This window comes from Homoserinimonas sedimenticola (assembly GCF_026094475.1).
Taxonomy (GTDB): Bacteria; Actinomycetota; Actinomycetes; order Actinomycetales; family Microbacteriaceae; genus Homoserinimonas; species Homoserinimonas sedimenticola.
On record NZ_JAPELL010000001.1, the window covers coordinates 665,373 to 683,967 of the forward strand.

General features: G+C 67.8%; 15 protein-coding genes. 10 read left to right on the forward strand and 5 right to left on the reverse strand.

Annotation, left to right across the window (positions count from 1 at the left end; translation table 11 throughout):
- Window positions 1-18 precede the first annotated feature (18 nt).
- The 4 genes from OH146_RS03090 (at window position 19) to OH146_RS03105 (ending at window position 5,284) form a co-directional block, all read left to right on the forward strand.
- On the forward strand, window positions 19-1,734 hold the full coding sequence (locus OH146_RS03090) for a long-chain-fatty-acid--CoA ligase (protein ID WP_265157270.1): 1,716 nt from the start codon (window positions 19-21) through the stop codon (window positions 1,732-1,734).
- Complete coding sequence (glpK, locus tag OH146_RS03095) at window positions 1,731-3,281, forward strand: glycerol kinase GlpK (protein WP_265157272.1); 1,551 nt, start codon at window positions 1,731-1,733, stop codon at window positions 3,279-3,281. Before OH146_RS03090 ends, glpK begins: the two co-directional genes overlap by 4 nt.
- Window positions 3,282-3,381: 100 nt before the next feature.
- On the forward strand, window positions 3,382-3,555 hold the full coding sequence (locus tag OH146_RS03100; RefSeq protein ID WP_265157274.1) for a hypothetical protein: 174 nt from the start codon (window positions 3,382-3,384) through the stop codon (window positions 3,553-3,555).
- A 223-nt stretch (window positions 3,556-3,778) separates the two neighbouring features.
- On the forward strand, window positions 3,779-5,284 hold the full coding sequence (locus OH146_RS03105) for a sugar transferase (protein ID WP_265157276.1): 1,506 nt from the start codon (window positions 3,779-3,781) through the stop codon (window positions 5,282-5,284).
- 196 nt (window positions 5,285-5,480) lie between these two features.
- Here OH146_RS03105 and OH146_RS03110 read toward each other — a convergent pair whose 3' ends face one another.
- The 5 genes from OH146_RS03110 to OH146_RS03130 are packed head-to-tail and all read right to left on the reverse strand — an operon-like array spanning window position 5,481 to window position 11,502.
- Window positions 5,481-6,509 carry a glycosyltransferase gene (locus tag OH146_RS03110; RefSeq protein ID WP_265160623.1) on the reverse strand — a complete coding sequence of 343 codons (1,029 nt, stop codon included), beginning with the start codon at window positions 6,507-6,509 and terminating at the stop codon, window positions 5,481-5,483.
- A gap of 5 nt (window positions 6,510-6,514) precedes the next feature.
- A complete protein-coding gene (locus OH146_RS03115; RefSeq protein ID WP_265157278.1) occupies window positions 6,515-8,686 on the reverse strand; it encodes a glycosyltransferase in 2,172 nt (723 codons plus the stop codon).
- Complete coding sequence (locus OH146_RS03120; protein WP_265157280.1) at window positions 8,679-9,866, reverse strand: glycosyltransferase; 1,188 nt, start codon at window positions 9,864-9,866, stop codon at window positions 8,679-8,681. The genes OH146_RS03115 and OH146_RS03120 overlap by 8 nt, the downstream gene beginning before the upstream one ends.
- The gene (locus OH146_RS03125; RefSeq protein WP_265157282.1) at window positions 9,863-10,903 is read right to left on the reverse strand and encodes a glycosyltransferase family 2 protein; all 1,041 of its coding nucleotides are present in this window, start codon (window positions 10,901-10,903) and stop codon (window positions 9,863-9,865) included. The genes OH146_RS03120 and OH146_RS03125 overlap by 4 nt, the downstream gene beginning before the upstream one ends.
- Window positions 10,900-11,502, reverse strand: coding sequence for an acyltransferase (locus OH146_RS03130; RefSeq protein WP_265157283.1), 603 nt, complete (start codon window positions 11,500-11,502; stop codon window positions 10,900-10,902). Before OH146_RS03130 ends, OH146_RS03125 begins: the two co-directional genes overlap by 4 nt.
- Window positions 11,503-11,779: 277 nt before the next feature.
- Between OH146_RS03130 and OH146_RS03135 the strand changes: the two genes are divergently transcribed.
- From OH146_RS03135 to OH146_RS03160, 6 genes are read left to right on the forward strand one after another with little or no spacing between them, the layout of a single operon-like run.
- Window positions 11,780-12,610, forward strand: coding sequence for a hypothetical protein (locus tag OH146_RS03135; protein WP_265157285.1), 831 nt, complete (start codon window positions 11,780-11,782; stop codon window positions 12,608-12,610).
- Between the two features lie 37 nt (window positions 12,611-12,647).
- Complete coding sequence (locus OH146_RS13860) at window positions 12,648-14,153, forward strand: O-antigen ligase family protein (protein ID WP_265157287.1); 1,506 nt, start codon at window positions 12,648-12,650, stop codon at window positions 14,151-14,153.
- 8 nt (window positions 14,154-14,161) lie between these two features.
- Entirely contained in the window at window positions 14,162-15,010 is an 849-nt protein-coding gene (locus OH146_RS03145) for a glycosyltransferase (protein WP_265157288.1), read from the forward strand.
- A complete protein-coding gene (locus tag OH146_RS03150) occupies window positions 15,007-16,539 on the forward strand; it encodes a lipopolysaccharide biosynthesis protein (protein ID WP_265157290.1) in 1,533 nt (510 codons plus the stop codon). The genes OH146_RS03145 and OH146_RS03150 overlap by 4 nt, the downstream gene beginning before the upstream one ends.
- A complete protein-coding gene (locus OH146_RS03155) occupies window positions 16,536-17,720 on the forward strand; it encodes a right-handed parallel beta-helix repeat-containing protein (RefSeq protein WP_265157292.1) in 1,185 nt (394 codons plus the stop codon). Before OH146_RS03150 ends, OH146_RS03155 begins: the two co-directional genes overlap by 4 nt.
- A complete protein-coding gene (locus tag OH146_RS03160) occupies window positions 17,717-18,586 on the forward strand; it encodes a polysaccharide pyruvyl transferase family protein (RefSeq protein WP_265157294.1) in 870 nt (289 codons plus the stop codon). The genes OH146_RS03155 and OH146_RS03160 overlap by 4 nt, the downstream gene beginning before the upstream one ends.
- The last annotated feature ends 9 nt before the right edge of the window (window positions 18,587-18,595 follow it).

An 18,595-nucleotide genomic window follows, 5' to 3' on the forward strand; every position in this document is an offset into this window, starting at 1 on the left:
CGAGATTAGGCTGTCCTGGTGAACCAGCAGCTCCCTCCCGACACCTCTTCTCGTCCCTGGCTCGAGAGCTACGCGCCCGACGTGCCCCACGACATCGAGGTACCCGCTGGCAGTCTCCTCGACATCGTGGAGGGCTCGGTGCGCGAGTTCCCCAATGCCATCGCGCTCGAGTTCTTCGGTGCGGAGACGAGCTATTCGCAGCTCGGCGAGCAGATCGAGCGGGCAGCGGAGGGGCTGAGGGCCCTCGGGGTCAAAGCGGGCGACCCCGTCGCACTCGTGCTGCCCAACTGTCCCCAGCACATCGCGGCGTTCTATGCCGTGCTGCGGCTTGGCGCGATCGTCGTGGAGCACAACCCGCTCTATACGGCGCGGGAGCTTCGGCACCAGTTCGAGGACCACAATGCGAAGGTGGTGATCGCCTGGGACAAGGTGGTCGAGCACATCCAGGCGTTCCCCTCCGATCTTCGGGTCGACGCGATCGTGTCCGTCGATGTCACGCGCGCCATGCCGCCGTTGATGCGCGCCGCGCTGCGCCTGCCGATCCCACGGTTGCGTGAGACTCGGGCCTCGCTGACGACGCCCGTTTCGGGCACCGTACCGTGGCACGAGTTGCTCGCCTCGCCCCGCCTCTCCCCCGATGTCGCGGGGCCCTCAGCGGGCGACGTCGCCGTTATCCAGTACACGAGCGGTACGACGGGTCGCCCCAAGGGGGCCACCCTCTCGCACGGCAATCTGGGGACGAACGCCGCACAGGCCCGCGCCTGGGTGCCGACCATCCAGCGCGGAGACGGCTGCGTCGTCTACGCGGTGCTGCCGATGTTCCACGCCTACGGATTGACCCTGTGCCTGACCTTCGCAATGAGCATGGGTGCCCGCCTCGTGCTGTTCCCGAAATTCGACCCGGACCTCGTGCTCAAGGTCGCGCGCAAGCATCCGCCGACCTTCCTCCCCGCCGTACCGCCCATCTACGAGCGCCTGCTCGCAGCAGCTGAGGTGAAGGGCGTCTCGCTCTCCGGCGTGCAGATCGCGATCTCGGGCGCAATGCCCCTCACGACCGCGCTCGTGGAGCCGTGGGAACGTGCCACGGGCGGATACCTCGTGGAGGGCTACGGGCTCTCGGAGTGCTCCCCCGTGCTCATGGCGAACCCTGTCTCCGAGGCACGCCGCGCGGGGACCGTGGGGCTTCCCCTCCCCGGAACCGAGGCTCGCGTGGTCGACCCCGAGGACCCTGCGGTCGAGCGTGCCCTCGGCGAAGCGGGCGAACTGCTCGTGCGCGGCCCCCAGATCATGCGCGGCTACTGGAAGAAGCCGGAGGAGACGGCAGAGGTCTTCGTCGCCGACCCCACGGGTGGCGACCCGTGGTTCCGCACTGGCGATATCGTCACGATCGACGCTGCCGGCTTCGTGACGATCGTGGACCGCATCAAGGAGCTCATCATCACGGGTGGCTTCAACGTGTCGCCGAGTGAGGTCGAGGAGTCGCTCAAGACCCACCCCGATGTCGTCGACGCAGCGGTCGTAGGCCTGCCGAGCGAACGCAACGGAGAGGATGTCACCGCCGCCGTCGTGCTCCGGGCAGGCGCGGGCGCGCAGCCCGAGGCGATCCGCGACCACGTGCGGCCGCTGCTCACCCCCTACAAGGTGCCGCGACGCGTCGTCATCGTCGATGAGTTGCCGAAGTCCCTCATCGGCAAAACCCTGCGCCGGGTCGTGCGCGATAACCTGCTGGAATGAGCGACGAGGCCCGGAACCCGCAGCGCAGCCCCGACGAACGCTACGTCCTCGCGATCGATCAGGGCACGACGAGTTCCCGGGCCATCATCTTCGACCATTCGGGTGCCGTCGTGAGCATCGGCCAGAAGGAGCATCGCCAGATCCTTCCCCGTGCGGGATGGGTCGAGCACGATGCATCCGAGATCTGGGCCAACGTGCGCGAGGTGATCGGGCAGGCGCTCTCCCGCGCGGACATCACCCGCCATTCGATCCACGCGGTGGGCATCACGAACCAGCGTGAGACGACGGTCGTGTGGGACGCCGGGACAGGCCGGCCCATCTGCAACGCGATCGTGTGGCAGGACACCCGAACGCAGGGCATCGTCGACCGCCTCGCGCGAGACGGTGGCCTGGACCGCTTCAAGGAGGCCACGGGCCTTCCCCTCAGTACCTACTTCTCCGCCACGAAGCTCGCCTGGATCCTCGAAAACGTCGAAGGGGCCCGCGAGCGGGCGGAGCGCGGCGAGCTCCTCTTCGGCACAACAGACACCTGGGTGCTCTGGAACCTGACGGGCGGCACGCGCGGCGGGTTGCACGTCACGGATGTCACGAACGCGAGCCGCACGCTCCTGCTCGACCTGCGCACCCTCGAGTGGCGCTTGGACATTCTCGACGTCTTCGGAATCCCCGCCTCGATGTTGCCCGAGGTGCGCAGCTCCTCAGAGGTCTACGGGGTCGCGTCCTCGTCGAGCCTCCTGCGCGAGACCCCGATCGCCGCAATCCTGGGTGACCAGCAGGCGGCCACCTTCGGCCAGGCCGCCTTCGGGGCGGGCGAGGCGAAGAACACGTATGGCACGGGGAACTTCCTCATCGTTGGCACAGGCACGGAGCCCGTGGCGAGCTCCAATGGCCTGCTGACGACGATCGCCTACAAGCTCGGAGACGGTGAGACGCACTACGCACTAGAGGGGTCGATCGCGGTCACGGGCTCGCTCGTGCAGTGGTTGCGCGACAACCTGGGGCTCATCTCCTCGGCCGCCGAGGTGGAGCAGCTCGCGCTCTCGGTCGATGACAACGGCGGTGCCTACTTCGTGCCGGCCTTTTCGGGCCTGTTCGCCCCGCACTGGCGACCGGATGCTCGTGGCGCCCTTGTGGGACTCACCCGTTTTGTCACCAAGGGTCACATCGCGCGGGCCGCTCTCGAATCGATCGCCTTTCAGACTCGCGAGGTGCTCGATGCCGCGACGGCGGATACCGGGGCGACGCTCGCCGAGCTCAAGGTGGACGGTGGCGCGACCGCCAACAGCACCCTCCTGCAGTTTCAAGCGGACATCCTCGACCTCCCCGTCGTGCGCCCTGAGGTGGGCGAGACGACGGCGCTCGGAGCGGCATACGCGGCGGGTCTCGCGACGGGATTCTGGCGCGACCTCGACGAGCTGAGGGCCAACTGGCGTGAGGGCGCCCGATGGGAGCCCACGATGGCCTCGGCCGAGCGGCAGCGACTCAATCGCAACTGGGACAAGGCGGTCCTGCGCACACTCGACTGGGTCGACGACGACGTCTCGTGAGCGCTCTCGCAGCCGCGGTGACCCCTTTTGGGGACACGCCGATGGCGCAATGAGCCCATTATGAGAAGACATTCATGTGGCACGCCGTTACGCTTGAGACATGGCCATCAGCAACGTCGCTTCTGCGCCCATCACCCCGACCGCGTCGATCCCGGTCGCCCCTTCTCCTGAGCTTTCGAGATCCGCTCGCCTCGACCTCCTTGCCGCGGCAGCACTGGGATTCGCGGGCGTTGTCGCCAGCCTCGTGGTCTTTCTCGCCATCACGCACCCCTGAGCTCGAACGAGCCCTGAGCGGTCGATAGGGCCTCCCCTCTCGGGCGGCCTGATTTCGGTGATGTTTCGTCGCATCCGCTGCGACATTAAATCGCTCGTGCGCCCCTAGAAAGGGGGGTCTGCTCTCGTTACCGTGGCATTCTCACCACGCATTCGCAGCACCCTCACTGCGATGAGTTGGCGCGACCTGGAACCACCGGGAAGCGGAGCGAGAAGGAGAGACCGTGACCGTAGCGATCCGCACGAACGACCTCGCCCAGTCGGCCTTCGCCCCAGCCCTTGAGCGAACGACGACGGCGAGCTGGGCGCAGCGCTTCGCAACACGGCTGGCCCTCAGCGACCTCTTCGTCGTGCTGATCGCGGTATTCGGCTCCCAACTGGTGTGGGTGCACGTCCACTCCTTCATGTCGGGCGACCCCGCGAGTACCAACGCTGCCCAGCCCTTCGCCTCCGTGTACTCGCTCGCCGTGAGTCTCGCTTGGCTCCTGCTCCTCACGGTCTCGGGGAGCCGCGACCGTCGCATCGTCGGCGTCGGCGCGATGGAGTACCGGCGAGTGGCGCAGGCCTCTTTCGCGACCTTCGGCGGCCTCGCGATCGTCGTCTACCTCTTCGACCTCCAGCTCGCCCGCGGGTACTTCCTCATCGCCCTTCCCGTGGGGCTGCTCGCCCTGACCCTTGTCCGCTGGTCGTGGCGTACATGGCTGCGAGCCAAGCGCCGCGAGGGCGACTACTCAACACGGGCCCTCCTCGTTGGCTCGCCCGAGTCGGTGCGGCACACTGTCAACGAGCTGGCACGCATGCCCGAGGCTGGCTATGCGGTGCTCGGCGCCTGCCTGCCGCTCGAGCGTCGGCATGACGACGCGGGTGTCCCCGTCGTCGGCTCCTTTGAGACGGTCTTCGAGGCGCTTCGCAGTTCGGGGGCCGACACGGTCATCGTTACGAGCTCCGACGAGCTGTCGGCCGAGCGCATCCGCCGCCTCAGCTGGCAGCTGGAGCCGGGGCGCCAGCACCTGATCGTCGCGCCCAGCCTGACCGATATCGGCGGGCCCCGCATCCACACACGCCCCGTAGCGGGGCTGCCCCTGATCCACGTCGAGACGCCCCGCTATGAGGGCCCCAAGCTCTACCTCAAGCGCGCCTTCGACGTCGTCGCGACATCCCTCGGGCTCGTGCTCCTCTCCCCTGTGCTCGCACTCATCGCCCTCGCGATCAAGCTCGACTCGGCCGGCCCTGTGCTCTTCGCACAGCCCCGCATCGGCCGCAACGGGCGCGAGTTCAAGATGCTCAAGTTCCGCACGATGGTGCCCGACGCCGAGGCGGTGCTCGAGCGGATGCGGCAGAACGGCGAGTTCGACAAGGATGACGGCAACGGTGTGCTCTTCAAGATGCGCGACGACCCGCGCGTCACGCGCATCGGCAAGTTCCTGCGCCGCTTCAGCATCGACGAGCTCCCGCAGCTCATCAACGTGCTCACGGGCGACATGTCGCTGGTCGGTCCGCGTCCCCCGCTTGCCCGGGAGGTCGCCGAGTACGACGGGCATGTGCACCGCCGCTTCCTCGTCAAGCCCGGCGTCACCGGCCTCTGGCAGGTGAGCGGGCGTTCCAACCTCTCCTGGGAGGAGAGCGTGCGCCTCGACCTCTACTACGTGGAGAACTGGACTCTCACCGGCGACCTCATGCTCCTGTGGCGCACCGCCCGAGCGGTCCTCGCCCGCGACGGCGCCTACTAGGCCGCCCGCACCACAAGCCCGATATGAGCTCGCGCACCCGGTCGGGTGCGCGAGCTCATTCTTTCCGGCGTGGGAGAACCGCGACCGGGTGAGGATCGTGGGGACCGGAATCACCTGATGCCGGCACACCCGCGCCACGAGAAAAACAGAAGGGCCCGGCCGGCGCGCGCGAGAACGCACGGCCGCCGGCGTCAGGTCAGCGAGCGGTGGCGAGCTCGTACGCCTCGCGCAGGCTGCGCTCGAGACGCTCGCGGGAGCACCGGCGCCTCACCACGGCTGTGCGCATCTCGACGTGATGGCGGTAGGCCCCGTCGTGCGAGAAGCGACGCACGGCCTGGGCAAGCTCACGTGCCGAGCCACCCGCCGTCGCGTAGCCAAGAGAACGCATGCTGGGGATCGTGCGGCTGATGACGGGCACCCCGAGCGATGCCGCCTCGATCGCCGATACAGGCCCGCCCTCCCACGAGGCAGTGTGCAGGTAGAGGCTCGAGCGCGTCAGCAGGTCCCGTACCTCATCGGGCTGCTTCCAGCCCGTGACGGTCGCGCCCGAGGCGCGCAGCATCTCGGGCACGCCTGCGGGACCATCACCGATCCAGACGAAGCGCATCCCGTCGTCTTGGCAGAGGTGCGCGACCTCGGCGAAGAGTTCGGGAGCCTTCTGTGACCCGAGCCTGCCCACCATCGTGACCGTCGGTTCCGGCGCGGGGCGCTCGCTCGACGCTGTCGCAAGTTCGGGGGTTAGCGGAGACGGGTTCGGTGCCACGACGACGGGGTTGATGCGGCTGAGGGTGCGGCTCAACATGCCCTCGTACGGGCTCACACTCAGTGTCGTCTGGGGCCGCTTGGCGAGCACATACTCGAGGGCGCTGAAGCCCCAGCGGACGGCGCCCGAGATATCCGTCCGCTCGAAGGCGAAACAGTGGGGCGAGTAGACGATGTGGGTGCCAACGGGCAGGAAGGCACGCGCAGCCCCCGCGAAGGAGGAGTGCAGATGCACGACATCCGGCCGCATGCGACGCACCGCACGCTCGACAGTGCGATAGAACCCCAGCAGTCCGCCGTCGTAGCTCGCAGCATCCACCCCGGCCGGCCAGCCGTGGGTCGACTGACCCTCGCGGCCCCGCGAGAGCACGGCGTGCTCCAGATCCGGCGTCGCTCGCACATAGTTGACGATCGCGCTCTGGACGCCCCCGCCGAGGGCCTCCGTGACGTGCAGGATGCGCATGCTGCTCACGCGACAGCGACTGGCGCGCGGTCTTCCGCCGAACGCACCACCCACCGCTGATTCTCGACGAGGTCATCGAGGGTCAGCTCGTCTGCCTCGCGAACGAGCGCGAAACCGCGGGCGGAGACGTAGTCGGCGAGATCGTCCTGGTGCCCGTCGACATGCTCACCGTGGGCCGCACGGCGAGGGATGACGATGGGGCGCTTGCCGGCCCGCAGAACGCTGAGAATGGACCCCGTGCCCGCGTGCGACACCACGATGTCGGCCGCGGCGATCTCCCGCGAGAGTTCCTCCGCCGGGAGGCTCACAACCGTTTCGATGTCGAGGTCGCTGACATCCGTCGGACCGACCTGCCACAGCACTGACCAATCGGACGGGATGATGGCGTGCAGGCGGCGGATCAGTCGCTCGAATCCGTAGTGGGCATTGCCCCCGACAGAGACCACGACGCGCGGCTTGTAGCCCTCTGGGGGAAGCGGCACCTCTTCGACGCTCAGGCCGTCGAAGACCGAGAGGGCGAAGCGCCAGCGGTCGTTCGTGGCGAAGGGGTACTGCACGTAGCGCTGGACACCGGGGATACGGTCGATGACGCGCCCGGTGGCGGAAAGCTCCCGCACACGCGTGCCGCTCTCGATATAGGAGAAGGGCACCTTGAAGATCTTGGCGGCGAGCAGCGCGGAGAGCGCCATCTGCGCACCGGTGCTGTAGACGTGGGTGATGTTCTCGCGGCGGAACACCTTCGCAAGCGACACGGCATCGCGGAGCACTCCGAGATACGCGCGCGGTGCGCGGTTCGGGAGACCGAAGACGCGCTCACCCCGCAGCAGCGAGCGGCTCTGCGCCGTGACATCCGTGACCCACAGCACTCGCTCTGTGCCCGCGATGCGGGAACGCAGCGAGTGCAGTTGCGTGAGGTGGCCGCCGCTCGTAGCGATGAGCATGACGGAGGATTCGGGACGCGTCGAGCGGTCGCGTGACATTGAGGGCTCCTTTGTGGATGGTGTTTCTGATCCGCGATGGGTGCGGTTCCCCGCGGCGCCACGCTGCGCCCAAGTGAAGAGTGCGAACTGCGAGTGAGGGGGCGATGAGAGCGCCGTGAGACACGCGTCACGAGTCGTGCGGGCGATGCCCTCCCAGTCGAGTGCGGAGAGATCCGGCTCGGACGAGCGAGGCGCTTCGCGCAGCCAACGCACCGCGTCGGCAAGCGTCTCTGCGTCGAAGTCCCCCTCATACGTCGACACCCAGTCGGGTCCCATCGCCTCGGCCAGTTCCGACATGGCTCCGATCGCGGGGACGACCACGGGGCGACCGGCCGTCAGGGCGAGGATGGCGGAACCTGAATTCTGGATGGCCCGGTAGGGCAGCGTCACAAGGTCGGCGGCGCGCAACCAGAGCGCAAGCCTTTCGTCATCCAGGGCGGCGAGCTCGAGCGTGGTGGCTCCTCCAGCCGCACGATCCGCTTCGGCGAGTTCCTTCAGCTCTGCCGCGACCTCGTCGTCGGAGGGCTTGCCCGCCACGACGATCCGCAGCCCCACCGCCTCGGGACGCCCCCGCAGGGCCGTCGCCGCGCGCACCAGGGCAGCCGCGTTCTTGTAGGGCCGCACCTGGCCTGCGAAGAGCACTACCGTCTCCCCGCGGTCGACTCCGAGGGCATCGCGCGCGTCCTCCCGCGTCGTCTCGAGCGGGTACTCGCCGCGATAGTGGCCGTGGGGCGTCACAAAGGCAGGAACCCAGGAGAGGGCCGGCCACTCACGCAGCGCCGTGCCCACGCCCGAGAGGGAGAGGGCGAGGATGGTATCAACGCTGCGTTCGAGCGTGCGGCGGTACCACCGGCGGACGAGCGACGATGAACGCTCTTCGTGCGGAGTCGGGTTGTGCACGGTCCAGATGACACGCGTGCCCATGACGCGACGAGCCCGGGCGAGAGCAAGGCGAAACACGGCAAGGCGCATGACGTGCCGCCAGGTGCGGTGGCCAGAGAGGAAGGTCAACTCCGGCCAGTGAAGGTGCACGATGTGCGGCGGTCGACGCACGAGACCGGAGAGCGAGAACTCCTCCACTGCGACGCGTGGAGAGTCATCGAGCCCCTCGAGAGCGCTCGCGAGCAGATAGTTGTAGGGGTTCGCATGCCGCGTGGAGAACGCGGGCGCCGAGGCGATCCTCAGTACCTCATTCATGCGTTCTCCCCTCTCGTGCCGAGGTGTTCGACTCGGCTCTCACTCCGAGGGCGAGGTCAAGGATCTGCTCATGCCGTGCACGCCACGAGTTCTCGGCGACAAAGCGCAACCGCTCCTCCTCCTGGGCGGGGCCGAGCGCGAGGGCCTCGTCGATGCGGGCGGCGAAGGCAGCGACATCCGGTGTCAGTAGCACCCGCTCGCTGATGCCTCGCACTGGGCCGAGATCGATCGAGAGCACGGGTGCGCCGCCGGCGAGGTACTCGTAGATCTTGAGCGGGCTCATGGCCTCGGTGAGTCGCGTGCGATTGTGAGCAACCATGCACACGTCGCTGTTGCGGATGGCGGCGACGAGCGGCTCTCGCCCGACCGGTGGGCGCACGTGAATGTTGGGCACGCTCGCGACAGCCGCGACCGACTTCTCCTCACCCACGACCCCGAGGAGCACGATCTGCAGATCGGGCCGCGCATCGGCGAGAGCGCGGAGCCCGTCGGTATCGAGCCGGCTGTCGAGGGTTCCGACGTACAGTGCGCGCGGGTGCGGGATCGACGCGAGCCAGTCCGGCTCCGGCGGCGTCGGCCCCTCCCACTCGCTGGGCTCGACGCCGTTGGGAACGACCCGGGACGGCCCCTTCGGCTGAATGCGGTCGATGATCTGCTGGGAGACAGCAGCGACGCTCGCGCCGCGCTCCGCGATCTCCTCGTAGGCGGCGCGGATTCCCGGCCACCACGGCTCCCTGGCGGGCAGCTCCGTCCAGTCGTCTCGCGCATAGTAGGTGACGGATGCCGCCCAGTCGAGTGGCGCGAAACCCGCGACGAGCGGACTCGCCGTGATGACGTGCGGAGTCCGCAGCCCGAGTCTCGATGCAGCGCGTCGCACGGAGGCGTCGTAGTCCTGGCCGGCCGCGCGCAGCTGAGGAATACCAACCGGGTCGCTCCCCCGCAGACGCAGGGGCGTGTGCAGGTCGACTCGGTCCCGGCGCGGGAAGCTCGCATCGCCGCGCCCGAGCAGCTTCTTGACAACGCGCTTGACGATACTCCGATGAGGATTTGCGACCAGGAGACCGTCGACGCGCGGGTGATCGAGCAGGGTCAGCAGCAGCCTGTCCGGCGGGCGGTTCATGCCGCGCTGCACGGCGTCGTCGTAGGTCTCGAAGGTGAAGGTGAAGACGAAGTCGTTCACGCGGCCGCCTCCTCTCCTCGTGGGCTGACGTCGGGTTCTCGACCGAAAAGGGTCTGCTCGGCGCGGGGATACCCGGGCAACCAGGCGCTCCTCAGCGCCCATGCACGCGACCACATGGCATCGCGGCGTCCCGTGAGCTGCTCGAGCGCGGCGCGCAGGCGCACCCCCGCAAGCAGGAGCCTCACTGCAACCGTCGAACTCGGTCGGCGCCAGATCGAGCGGAACATCGTGACCTTGCCCGCGAGCACCATCGCCATCTTGCGACCGCGATCGCCCGTCGAGGCGCCCACCGAGTGCGTGATGGTGGAGGCGGGCACGATGACGGGACGGTGACCGTTTCGGGCCGCTCGAAGCGAGAACTCGGCATCCTCGCCGTAGAGGAAGTAGCGCTCATCGAGACCCCCGAGCTGCAGGAAGTCGCGCCGGCGCATGAGGAGGAGGCATCCGGTCACGATGGGCACCTCGCGCACGGTGTCCCGCTGCCAGCGCCCAAGGGATTCGGGGTCGAAGACGCGAGATCGAGGGAACGCCGTCGAGAGTCCCGTCGCGAAGCACAGTAGCGACCACATGCTGGGCGCACCCCAGCACGAGCTTGGGTCGAGGGAACCGTCGTCGCGAAGCGTGCGGCCGCCGTAGACGCCGTGCTCGGGGTGGTCCTTCGCAAACGAGAGAAGCTCGGCAAGCGAGCGCTCCCGCACGATCGTGTCGGGGTTGAGGAGCACAAGGTACTCCTCCTCGGCATGTGCGACGCCCAGGTTGACGGCCCGGGCGAAACCGAGGTTTCGCCCAGATCGCACGACCGTTGCGGCGGGGAACTCGCGCTCGATCGCCTCGGCCGAGCCGTCCCGCGAGTCGTTGTCGACCACGATGACGTGCAACGGCACATCGTGCTTCGCAGCGAAGACGGAGGCGAGGCACGCCAGGGTGCGCTCGCGCGTGTTGAAACTCACGACGATGACAGCAAGGCCGGGCCGCTCGTCGCACGTCCGCCGCTGCAAGGACGCCGCAAGGCTGCTGGATGAGCGCTGTGAATTCACGGCCGGCCCCCCATCGGCGTGATGACGGCGCCCGCCTCCTCGCCGTGCTCCGCTCTCGCGAGAGCGGCATCCGCCGAGTCATCACCGCGGTGGCCTATGACCCGCGCGGGCACGCCTCCCGCAATGCTGCCGGCGGGGAGGTCGCGCGTGACGACCGCCCCGGCGCCCACTACGCATCCCGAGCCGATCGTCACCCCCGACGTCACGACGACATAGGCGCCGAGCCACACGTCGTCTCCCAGGGTGATGTCCCGCTCGATCTTCTCCTGATCCATGACGGGAATCCCCGGCCGAATGCCATAGTTCGACGCCGTGATGACGACGCCCGGGGCCAGCAGACACTTGGCCCCGAGCACAATGCGACCCGTCGAGTTGCCGGCCCACAGCATGCTGCGTTCACCGATATGGGTGCCGTCGCCGAGGCGGATGCGTTCCGCATTCCGAAACGAGACATTGGGGGCGAACGTGACGTTGTCGCCACGGTCGAGGCGCGACAGCTGACGAGCGTGGCTGTAGGAGTAGAAGTGGGCGATTCGAAGCCCGTGGAGGTAGGTTCGCACACTCGTCAGCGAGCGGACGACGTCGGTGATGGAACCCATGGGCGATCCTTTCGACGGGGTCGGTCCAGCTATGACAGACGAGCACCGCAACATGAATCCATCCGCGCTGGTACATGAGGTTTTTCTCACGCGCACCGCGTTGATTTCGCAGGAAGTCGCTGCCTAGGGTGAACTCCATTCCTGCGGCAAAGTCGCCGATTCACACCCACCACCAGCCGCTGGCCGTGGTCCGCTCTCGGTTCGCTGCCCGTCGGCGCCGCTGCAGCGACCGCCCTACCGGCACCGCCAACGCGGACGACACCCAGGGAGATACACGATGGATATAGGCCTTTTCTTCAAGGCGCTGTTCCGACACCCGATCCTTCTCGTGCTCGGCGTGCTCGTATCAGTGGGCGCAGCCCTCTTCTCGGGATTCACTCTCGAGAAGGGCACTTTCGAGCCCCGCGCCGAGCAGGACTACTCGGCGTCGACAACAGTGCTGTTGGAATCACCGAAGCAGTCTCTCTTCTCTGCCGAGATCCCGCCGCGCCCCATCATCGAGGGCCAGACGGCGGGCGACACCCGAAATCTCGCAGACACAGCCGTCATCTACGCATACCTCATCGGCAGTGATGCCATGCGTGAGCTCGTGGAGCAGGAGGTGGGCCCGCTCGGCGAGGACGAGAGCGTGAGTGCCATCCAGCGCACGACCCAGCCCGACGGCAGCGAGCGCTTCCCCGGCGACTACCACCTGCCGATCATCGACGTGCTGGGCACCTCGACCTCGCCTGCCCGTGCCGAGGCGATCTCGACAGCCGGAGCCGAAGTCTTCAAGCAGTACGCCGCCGCACAGCAGGAAGCGGAGGCAGTCCCCGAGGCCGACCGCGTGACGTTCCCCACTCTGCGCACGAGCGAGGCAGAGGCCCTCGAAGGCAGCAACCCGATCCTTCCGATCCTCGCGGTCGGGGTCGGCGTGTTCCTCGCCTTCGTCGTGCTCATCCTCATCGTCGACAACGCGGGACGTGGGCGCCGCGAGGCCAAGGCTCGCAAGAAGGAGGAGGCCGCGCTCGAGCGTGAGCGCGCCCGTGAGGAGCTGTACGGCGACGACGCGCTGAACCCCTCGGTGCGCCGCCCGGAGCACGCCGAGGACCATGCGCTCACGCACTGACAACAGCACTGGCGACAGCACCGGCCACGAGCGATCGGTGTCTTCGGCACAGGTCTCGTCGACACCGCTCTCGTCGGCACAGGTCTCGTCGGCACAGGTCACCTCGGAAAAGGAGGCGGCGACGAGTTCCACGGGCGCCGCGAGAGTGCGGGAGAAGGGCACCGGTTTCGTTCTGAGCTGGAAGTTCCTGCTCCTGGTGCTCATCGGAATCATCATGATCGTGCCCGCGCGGCGCTACGCCCTGCCGATTCCGAGCGCCTTCGCCCTCGAGCCCTACCGCGTCGCGGTTGCGCTTATCGTCGCACTCATCGTCGTAGCGATGCTCACCGATCGTGGCTTCCGCTGGCAACGTCTCACGTTCGGCGGCCTTGTCGTGTTCTATCTCGTGACGCAGGTCATCTCGATCGGGGTTAACGTCCCTGGACTCGTCGACGAGGGCCTCGCTGAGAACGCCGTCTCGAGCCTCGGCAGCGTCGTTCTGATCTCGGCCGTCTTCTTCGTCGTACGGATGCTCTCCACGAGCGAATCCGTCATCGACAGTGTCGTGAGCTTCACGGTCGTCGTTGGCGCGTTCATCGGAGCCTGCGTCGCGCTGGAACGGGTGACCCGCGTCAACGTGTTCATCCTCTTCGCGAACTCGCTGCCGTTCCTGCAGGCCACGTCGCTCGAGGAGAGCGAGTTCATCAAGCAGGGCACGGCGCGGGCCTTCGGGTCTGCGCAGCATCCGATCGCCCTCGCTGTGTTCCTCTGCATGCTGATCCCACTTGCGATCTACCAGTCGCGTCACGCCCGCTGGCCCGTCCAGCTCGCCAACAGGCAGCTCTTCTGGCTCGGCTGCACCCTGTGCCTCGGTGTCGGCATGATCTCCGCCGTCTCGCGCACCGGCTTCGTGATGCTCGGAGTCATGACGATCATCTTCATCATGATGCGGCCGAGCGCGATCAGTCGACTGCTGGTATTCGGCATTCCCGCCCTCGCACTGGCCTTCGTCGTTTCGCCTCGCAACATGCTTTCGATGCTGAGGGAGCTGACAAATCCCTCGGCGCTCATCGAGTCCCAGCTGACCGCTCCCGGCATGACCGGCTCCGGTCGACTCGCCGATCTTGGCCCCAGCCTGCAGCAGGCATCTGTGCATCCCATCTTCGGCACGGGGCTCGGCAGCCGCATCACGACGGGACGACAGGCCAACGCCTTCATCCTCGACAACCAGCTGCTGAGCACGCTGCTCGAGTCGGGCATCCTGGGAGTCATCGGCGTCATCGCCATGATCCTTGTTCCGGGCATCCGCCTGCTCGCTCTCGCCCGCCGCACGAACGCCGCCGAGCGAGGGTTGTCCGACCGCCAGCGTGACCTCGCGCTGGCGACCGGCATCGGCATCATCGGCTACTTCGTGGCCCTCTTCTTCCTCGACGCATTCCTCTTCATCCAGACCTTCCTCGCCTTCTTCCTCCTGCTCGGCATCGGCTCCTGGGCGGCATCGCAACAGACGCGGTACCGCGCCGTGCCCGCAAGCGTGCAGGCCATTCCGGTGGGTGCGAAATGAATCTGAGCGTGATCGTCCCAGCTCACGACGAGGCCGGGGTCATCGGCCGTTCGCTCCGCCGCATGCTGGAGGGAGCACCGGAGGGGCTCGAGGTGATCGTGGCGGCCAACGGCTGCTCGGATGACACCGCGGAGGTCTGCCGGGCCACCGCCCCCGAGGTGACCGTGCTGGAGCTCGAGACCTCTTCCAAGATCGCGGCGCTCAATGCCGCGGATGCCGCGGCAAGCCGATTCCCGCGCGCCTATGTCGACGCCGATGTCGAGGTGAGCGGGGAGGCTCTCGCGGCCCTCGCCGCCCTCCTCGATCGTCCGGGCGGCCCGCTCGTGGCGAGCCCCCGCATGGTACTCGACCTCGAGGGGGCGAGCGTCTTCGTCAAGATGTACTACCGCATCTGGGAGCGCACAGCATTCCGCACGCAGGGCCACGTCGGTTCGGGTCTCTACGCGCTCTCGCGCGAGGGTCGCGCCCGCTTCGGAGTCTTCCCCTCGGTCGTAGCGGACGACCGCTACGTGCAGCAGCTCTTCAGCCTCGACGAGCGTGCAACGCTCCACGATCACCATTTCGTCGTGCGCCCGCCCCGCACCCTCCATGCCCTCATAGCGAGGGGCGGTCGGATCGCAGCGGGCAATCAGGAACTCGCCCGGCTCGGCCTCGCCACGCGCCCGGAAGGCCAGAACGACACGGCGGAGCAGTCCGGAGTTCGCAGCGTGCTCCCCCAGCTACCGACACGGCCCACACTCTGGCTTCCCTTCGTCGTCTACTGCGTCACACAGCTGGCAACGCGGATCGTCGCGGAGCGCAAACTGCGGCGCGGCCAACTACACCACTGGGATCGGGACGAGACGAGCAGGGCATGAGCGACTCCCTGGCCCGCCAAACCTCGCGCGGCTCTATCGTGACGATTGCCGGGCAGTGGTCGCGGACCCTCCTCCAGCTGCTCTCGACGGTCGTACTCGCCCGGCTCCTCGCTCCCGATGACTTCGGCTTGGTCGCGATGGTCACCGCAATCGTCGGGGTCGCCGAGCTACTGCGAGAGTTCGGTCTCGGCAGCGCCATCGTTCAGGCCAGCAAGATCGACGAGCGGCAGTGGTCGTCGCTCTACTGGCTGTCTGCGCTGCTCGGGATCCTGTTCATGGGGCTCGCCGCAGCATCCGCTCCCCTCGTCGCCGCCGTCTATCAGGATGAGCGCCTCGTGCTCCTCACGGTCGCCCTCGCCCCCACCGTGCTCATCAACAGCCTCTGCATGCCGCTCCAGGCGCGACTGCAGAGGGAGCTTCGCTTCCGGAGCCTTGCGACCATCGAGGTCGTCGCGATGGCGGTCGGCGTCGCCGCATCGATCGCGGCGGCCCTCCTCGGCGCCGGCGTGTGGTCGCTCATCGTGCTCAACGCCGTGACCTTCACCTGGCGGCTGATCTCGCTCTCGTGGGCCGTGCGCCCGCACTTCGGTGCGCCGCGCATCGAGCGTTCCGTGCGCCCCCTCATGACGATCGGCGGCAGCGTGCTCGGGGTGCAACTGCTCAACTACGCGGCCAGGAACCTCGACAATGTCGTCATCGGTCGTGCTCTCGGCGCCGGCGTGCTCGGCATGTACTCGCGCGCCTACGCCCTGCTGATGCTGCCGATCAATCAGCTCAACGGGCCGCTCGCGCGGGTGGCGCTGCCCGTGCTCAGCCGTCTCCGCGATGAACCGGAACGCTATCGCCGCTACATCCGCGCTGCCCTGCTCGTGCTCGCCTACGCGTCCCTCCCGACCTTCGCGATCGCGGCCGCGCTCTCCGAGCCCCTCGTCGGTCTCCTCCTCGGCGAGCAGTGGGCCGAGGCCGCCCCCATCTTCAGCCTCCTGGCGATCGCCGGCGTCGCCCAGGCGCTAGGCAACGTCTCCGGGTGGATCTACATATCGCTCGGTCGAGCCCACGTGCAACTCGTCTACTTCCTCATCACGAAACCCCTCGTCGTCGCGTCCTTCGTCGTGGGAGTCCTGCTGGGTGGCGTGCACGGGCTCGCCCTCCTCTACGGCCTCGTGTCCCTCGCTCTCCTCGTTCCGGGCTTCCTGGTCGCCATCCGCGGCACGGCTGTCACCCCCGCGGATGTCGCGGCTCCCGTCGTGCGCCCCCTCCTGCTCACGCCACTCTGCTTCGGTGCCGCCTACCTCGGTTCGGTCGCGATCACGGCACCCGACATCGTGGAGCTCCTGGTGGGCGGCGTGTGCGGGCTGGCCCCGCTCGCGCTCTCGCTCGTACTGCCGGCCTACCGCCGCGATCTTCGCCAACTCACCGACTTCATCGCCCGAGCCCGCTCGCGGGGCGACGCTTCGCCTCCCCCCGAAGGCGCACCGGGCGCTCCCAGAGAAACGAATGTGCCCGATCCCGAGAGGAGCACAGCATGACCACCAGCATCCGCAGCTGGCGCCGTACCCGCACCACGGGTTCGCTCATCGGAGCAGTGTGCGCGACAGCCCTCCTTGTCGCGGGCTGCACGGGAGGCGACATCGACCGCGACGAGGAGGCGACTCCGAGCGCGAACGCACTCGTGGTCTCCCCTGACGGTTCGGGCGATGAGTGCACGGCGGAACAGCCTTGCGCCCTCGAGAGCGCCCTCGGGCAGGCCATCGCGGGCAGCATCGTGCAGCTCCTGGGAGGCGAGTATGGGGAGATCGACCTTGGCGCGGTGGGCAGCCTGGAGAGCGTCGCGGACAGCGTCATCGTCGAGCCGGCGCCGGGAGCCGAACCCGCGATCGACGCCATTCGCACCAACGCCCCCAACATCACGTGGCGCGACCTCGCCGTCGACGGAGTGATCTACCTGGACGACGACGCCGATGGCACGACGCTCGACGCAGTGCACGTGCAGAGTTCCGGCCTCTTCATCCACGCCAGCGACGTCACGGTAACCGAGTCGCTCTTCGAGGGCGGGAGCTCGATCGACGGCATCCAGTTCTCGGGCGCCTCGAACGTGCTGATCGAGAACAGTGTGATCCGCGACTACGACCAGACGGCGGATAACGATGTGCACGCGGACTGCGTGCAGATCTTCGACAGCAGCAATCTGGTGCTACGCGGTAACTACATCGGCAACTGCCACAACGCGAGCATCATCTTCTCGCCCGGCAACGGTGACGGCATAAGCAATGTCGTGATCGAGGCCAACCACATCCAGGGATGCGTCGTCAAGAACGAACTGTGCGGCAACGGCACCCTCCTCGACCTGCGCGAGTTCGCCTCCGATGTCGTAGTACGCAACAACACCATGATCGACGGCTCGGTGCTCGTGGAGGATCTCCCCGGCCTCGTCTTCGACCGCAACGTGATCGACTACGTCTCGAACTGTGACATGCCCATGACCAACACGATCGTCGCTCGGTGGAACACCGGGCTGTGCGACGAGCCGGCCGCGATCGGCGAGGACGGCAACCGCGTCGACGAGGTCGAGGTCATGGATCGGGCGGCCGGCGACCTGAGGCTTGTGAACCCGGATGAGGCGACGATCGACGGCGCGGGTGACGCGTCGCCCGCCGAGGAGTCGTTCGACGGCGAGAAGCTCAGCGAACAGCAGGCGGGGGCGGGATGACCGACACGATCGCGAGCACCGCCATCGGAACCCGGCAGGGCCAGGTCGCTCTGGGTGACGGCAACGGCGTGCCCGTCGTGCACTGGGATCCGCTCCGCCGCACTGGCCGCTGGGGGCGTCCCTCCCGCTGGTCACGGCCGGTGCGCAACTTCGGTGACCTGCTCGGTCCCATGATCGTTGCCCGCCTTGCGGCGGGTCTCCCCCGCCCGCCTGAGCCCGATCGCCGGCTCGTCGCGGTCGGCTCCATCCTGCACTTCGCCGCGCCCGGCGATGTCGTGTGGGGCACCGGGGTCAACCCCAAGGGTGAGCTGGATGCCGCAGTGCTCCGCACCCTCGATGTGCGTGCCGTGCGCGGCCCCCGCACGGCGCAACTGCTCCGCGAGAGCTACGGCCTCGAGGTTCCGTCCGTGTATGGCGACCCCGGGCTGCTCCTGCCCAACGTGTTCCCGGAGCTCTCGGAAGCGCCGTCGAGGACGCGCCGTGCCGTCACGGTGATTCCCAACCTCAACGATCTTGCGCCGCGGAGCACTCTTCCCGCCTCCTGGCGTGGCCACGTCGTCAATCCGCGGTCAAACGTCACCACGATTCTCCGTCGCATCCGCGACAGCAGCCTCGTTGTGGGTTCCTCGCTGCACGCGGTCATCGTGGCCGAAAGCATGGGCATCCCCGCGAGGGCGGTCGCGACCCCGCACGAGGACCCGTTCAAGTACGAGGACTACTACTTGGGGACTGGCAGAGATCCAAAGGGCCTTCTCGCATCGTCAGTCGAGGAGGCTCTGGATCTCGGGGGTGCGCCGCCGCTCAATTGGGACTCGCGTCCCCTGCTCGACGCCTTTCCGCGTGAGCTATGGACCGGTCAGCGTTAGCACCTGACC

Excerpts from the sequence above, each read along its gene's own strand:
- glpK (WP_265157272.1), top strand. The coding sequence starts at position 1,731 with ATGAGCGACGAGGCCCGGAACCCGCAGCGCAGCCCCGACGAACGCTAC.
- OH146_RS03100 (WP_265157274.1), top strand. The coding sequence starts at position 3,382 with ATGGCCATCAGCAACGTCGCTTCTGCGCCCATCACCCCGACCGCGTCG.
- OH146_RS03110 (WP_265160623.1), bottom strand. The coding sequence starts at position 6,509 with ATGCGCATCCTGCACGTCACGGAGGCCCTCGGCGGGGGCGTCCAGAGC.
- OH146_RS03115 (WP_265157278.1), bottom strand. The coding sequence starts at position 8,686 with ATGAATGAGGTACTGAGGATCGCCTCGGCGCCCGCGTTCTCCACGCGG.
- OH146_RS03130 (WP_265157283.1), bottom strand. The coding sequence starts at position 11,502 with ATGGGTTCCATCACCGACGTCGTCCGCTCGCTGACGAGTGTGCGAACC.
- OH146_RS03135 (WP_265157285.1), top strand. The coding sequence starts at position 11,780 with ATGGATATAGGCCTTTTCTTCAAGGCGCTGTTCCGACACCCGATCCTT.
- OH146_RS03150 (WP_265157290.1), top strand. The coding sequence starts at position 15,007 with ATGAGCGACTCCCTGGCCCGCCAAACCTCGCGCGGCTCTATCGTGACG.
- OH146_RS03155 (WP_265157292.1), top strand. The coding sequence starts at position 16,536 with ATGACCACCAGCATCCGCAGCTGGCGCCGTACCCGCACCACGGGTTCG.
- OH146_RS03160 (WP_265157294.1), top strand. The coding sequence starts at position 17,717 with ATGACCGACACGATCGCGAGCACCGCCATCGGAACCCGGCAGGGCCAG.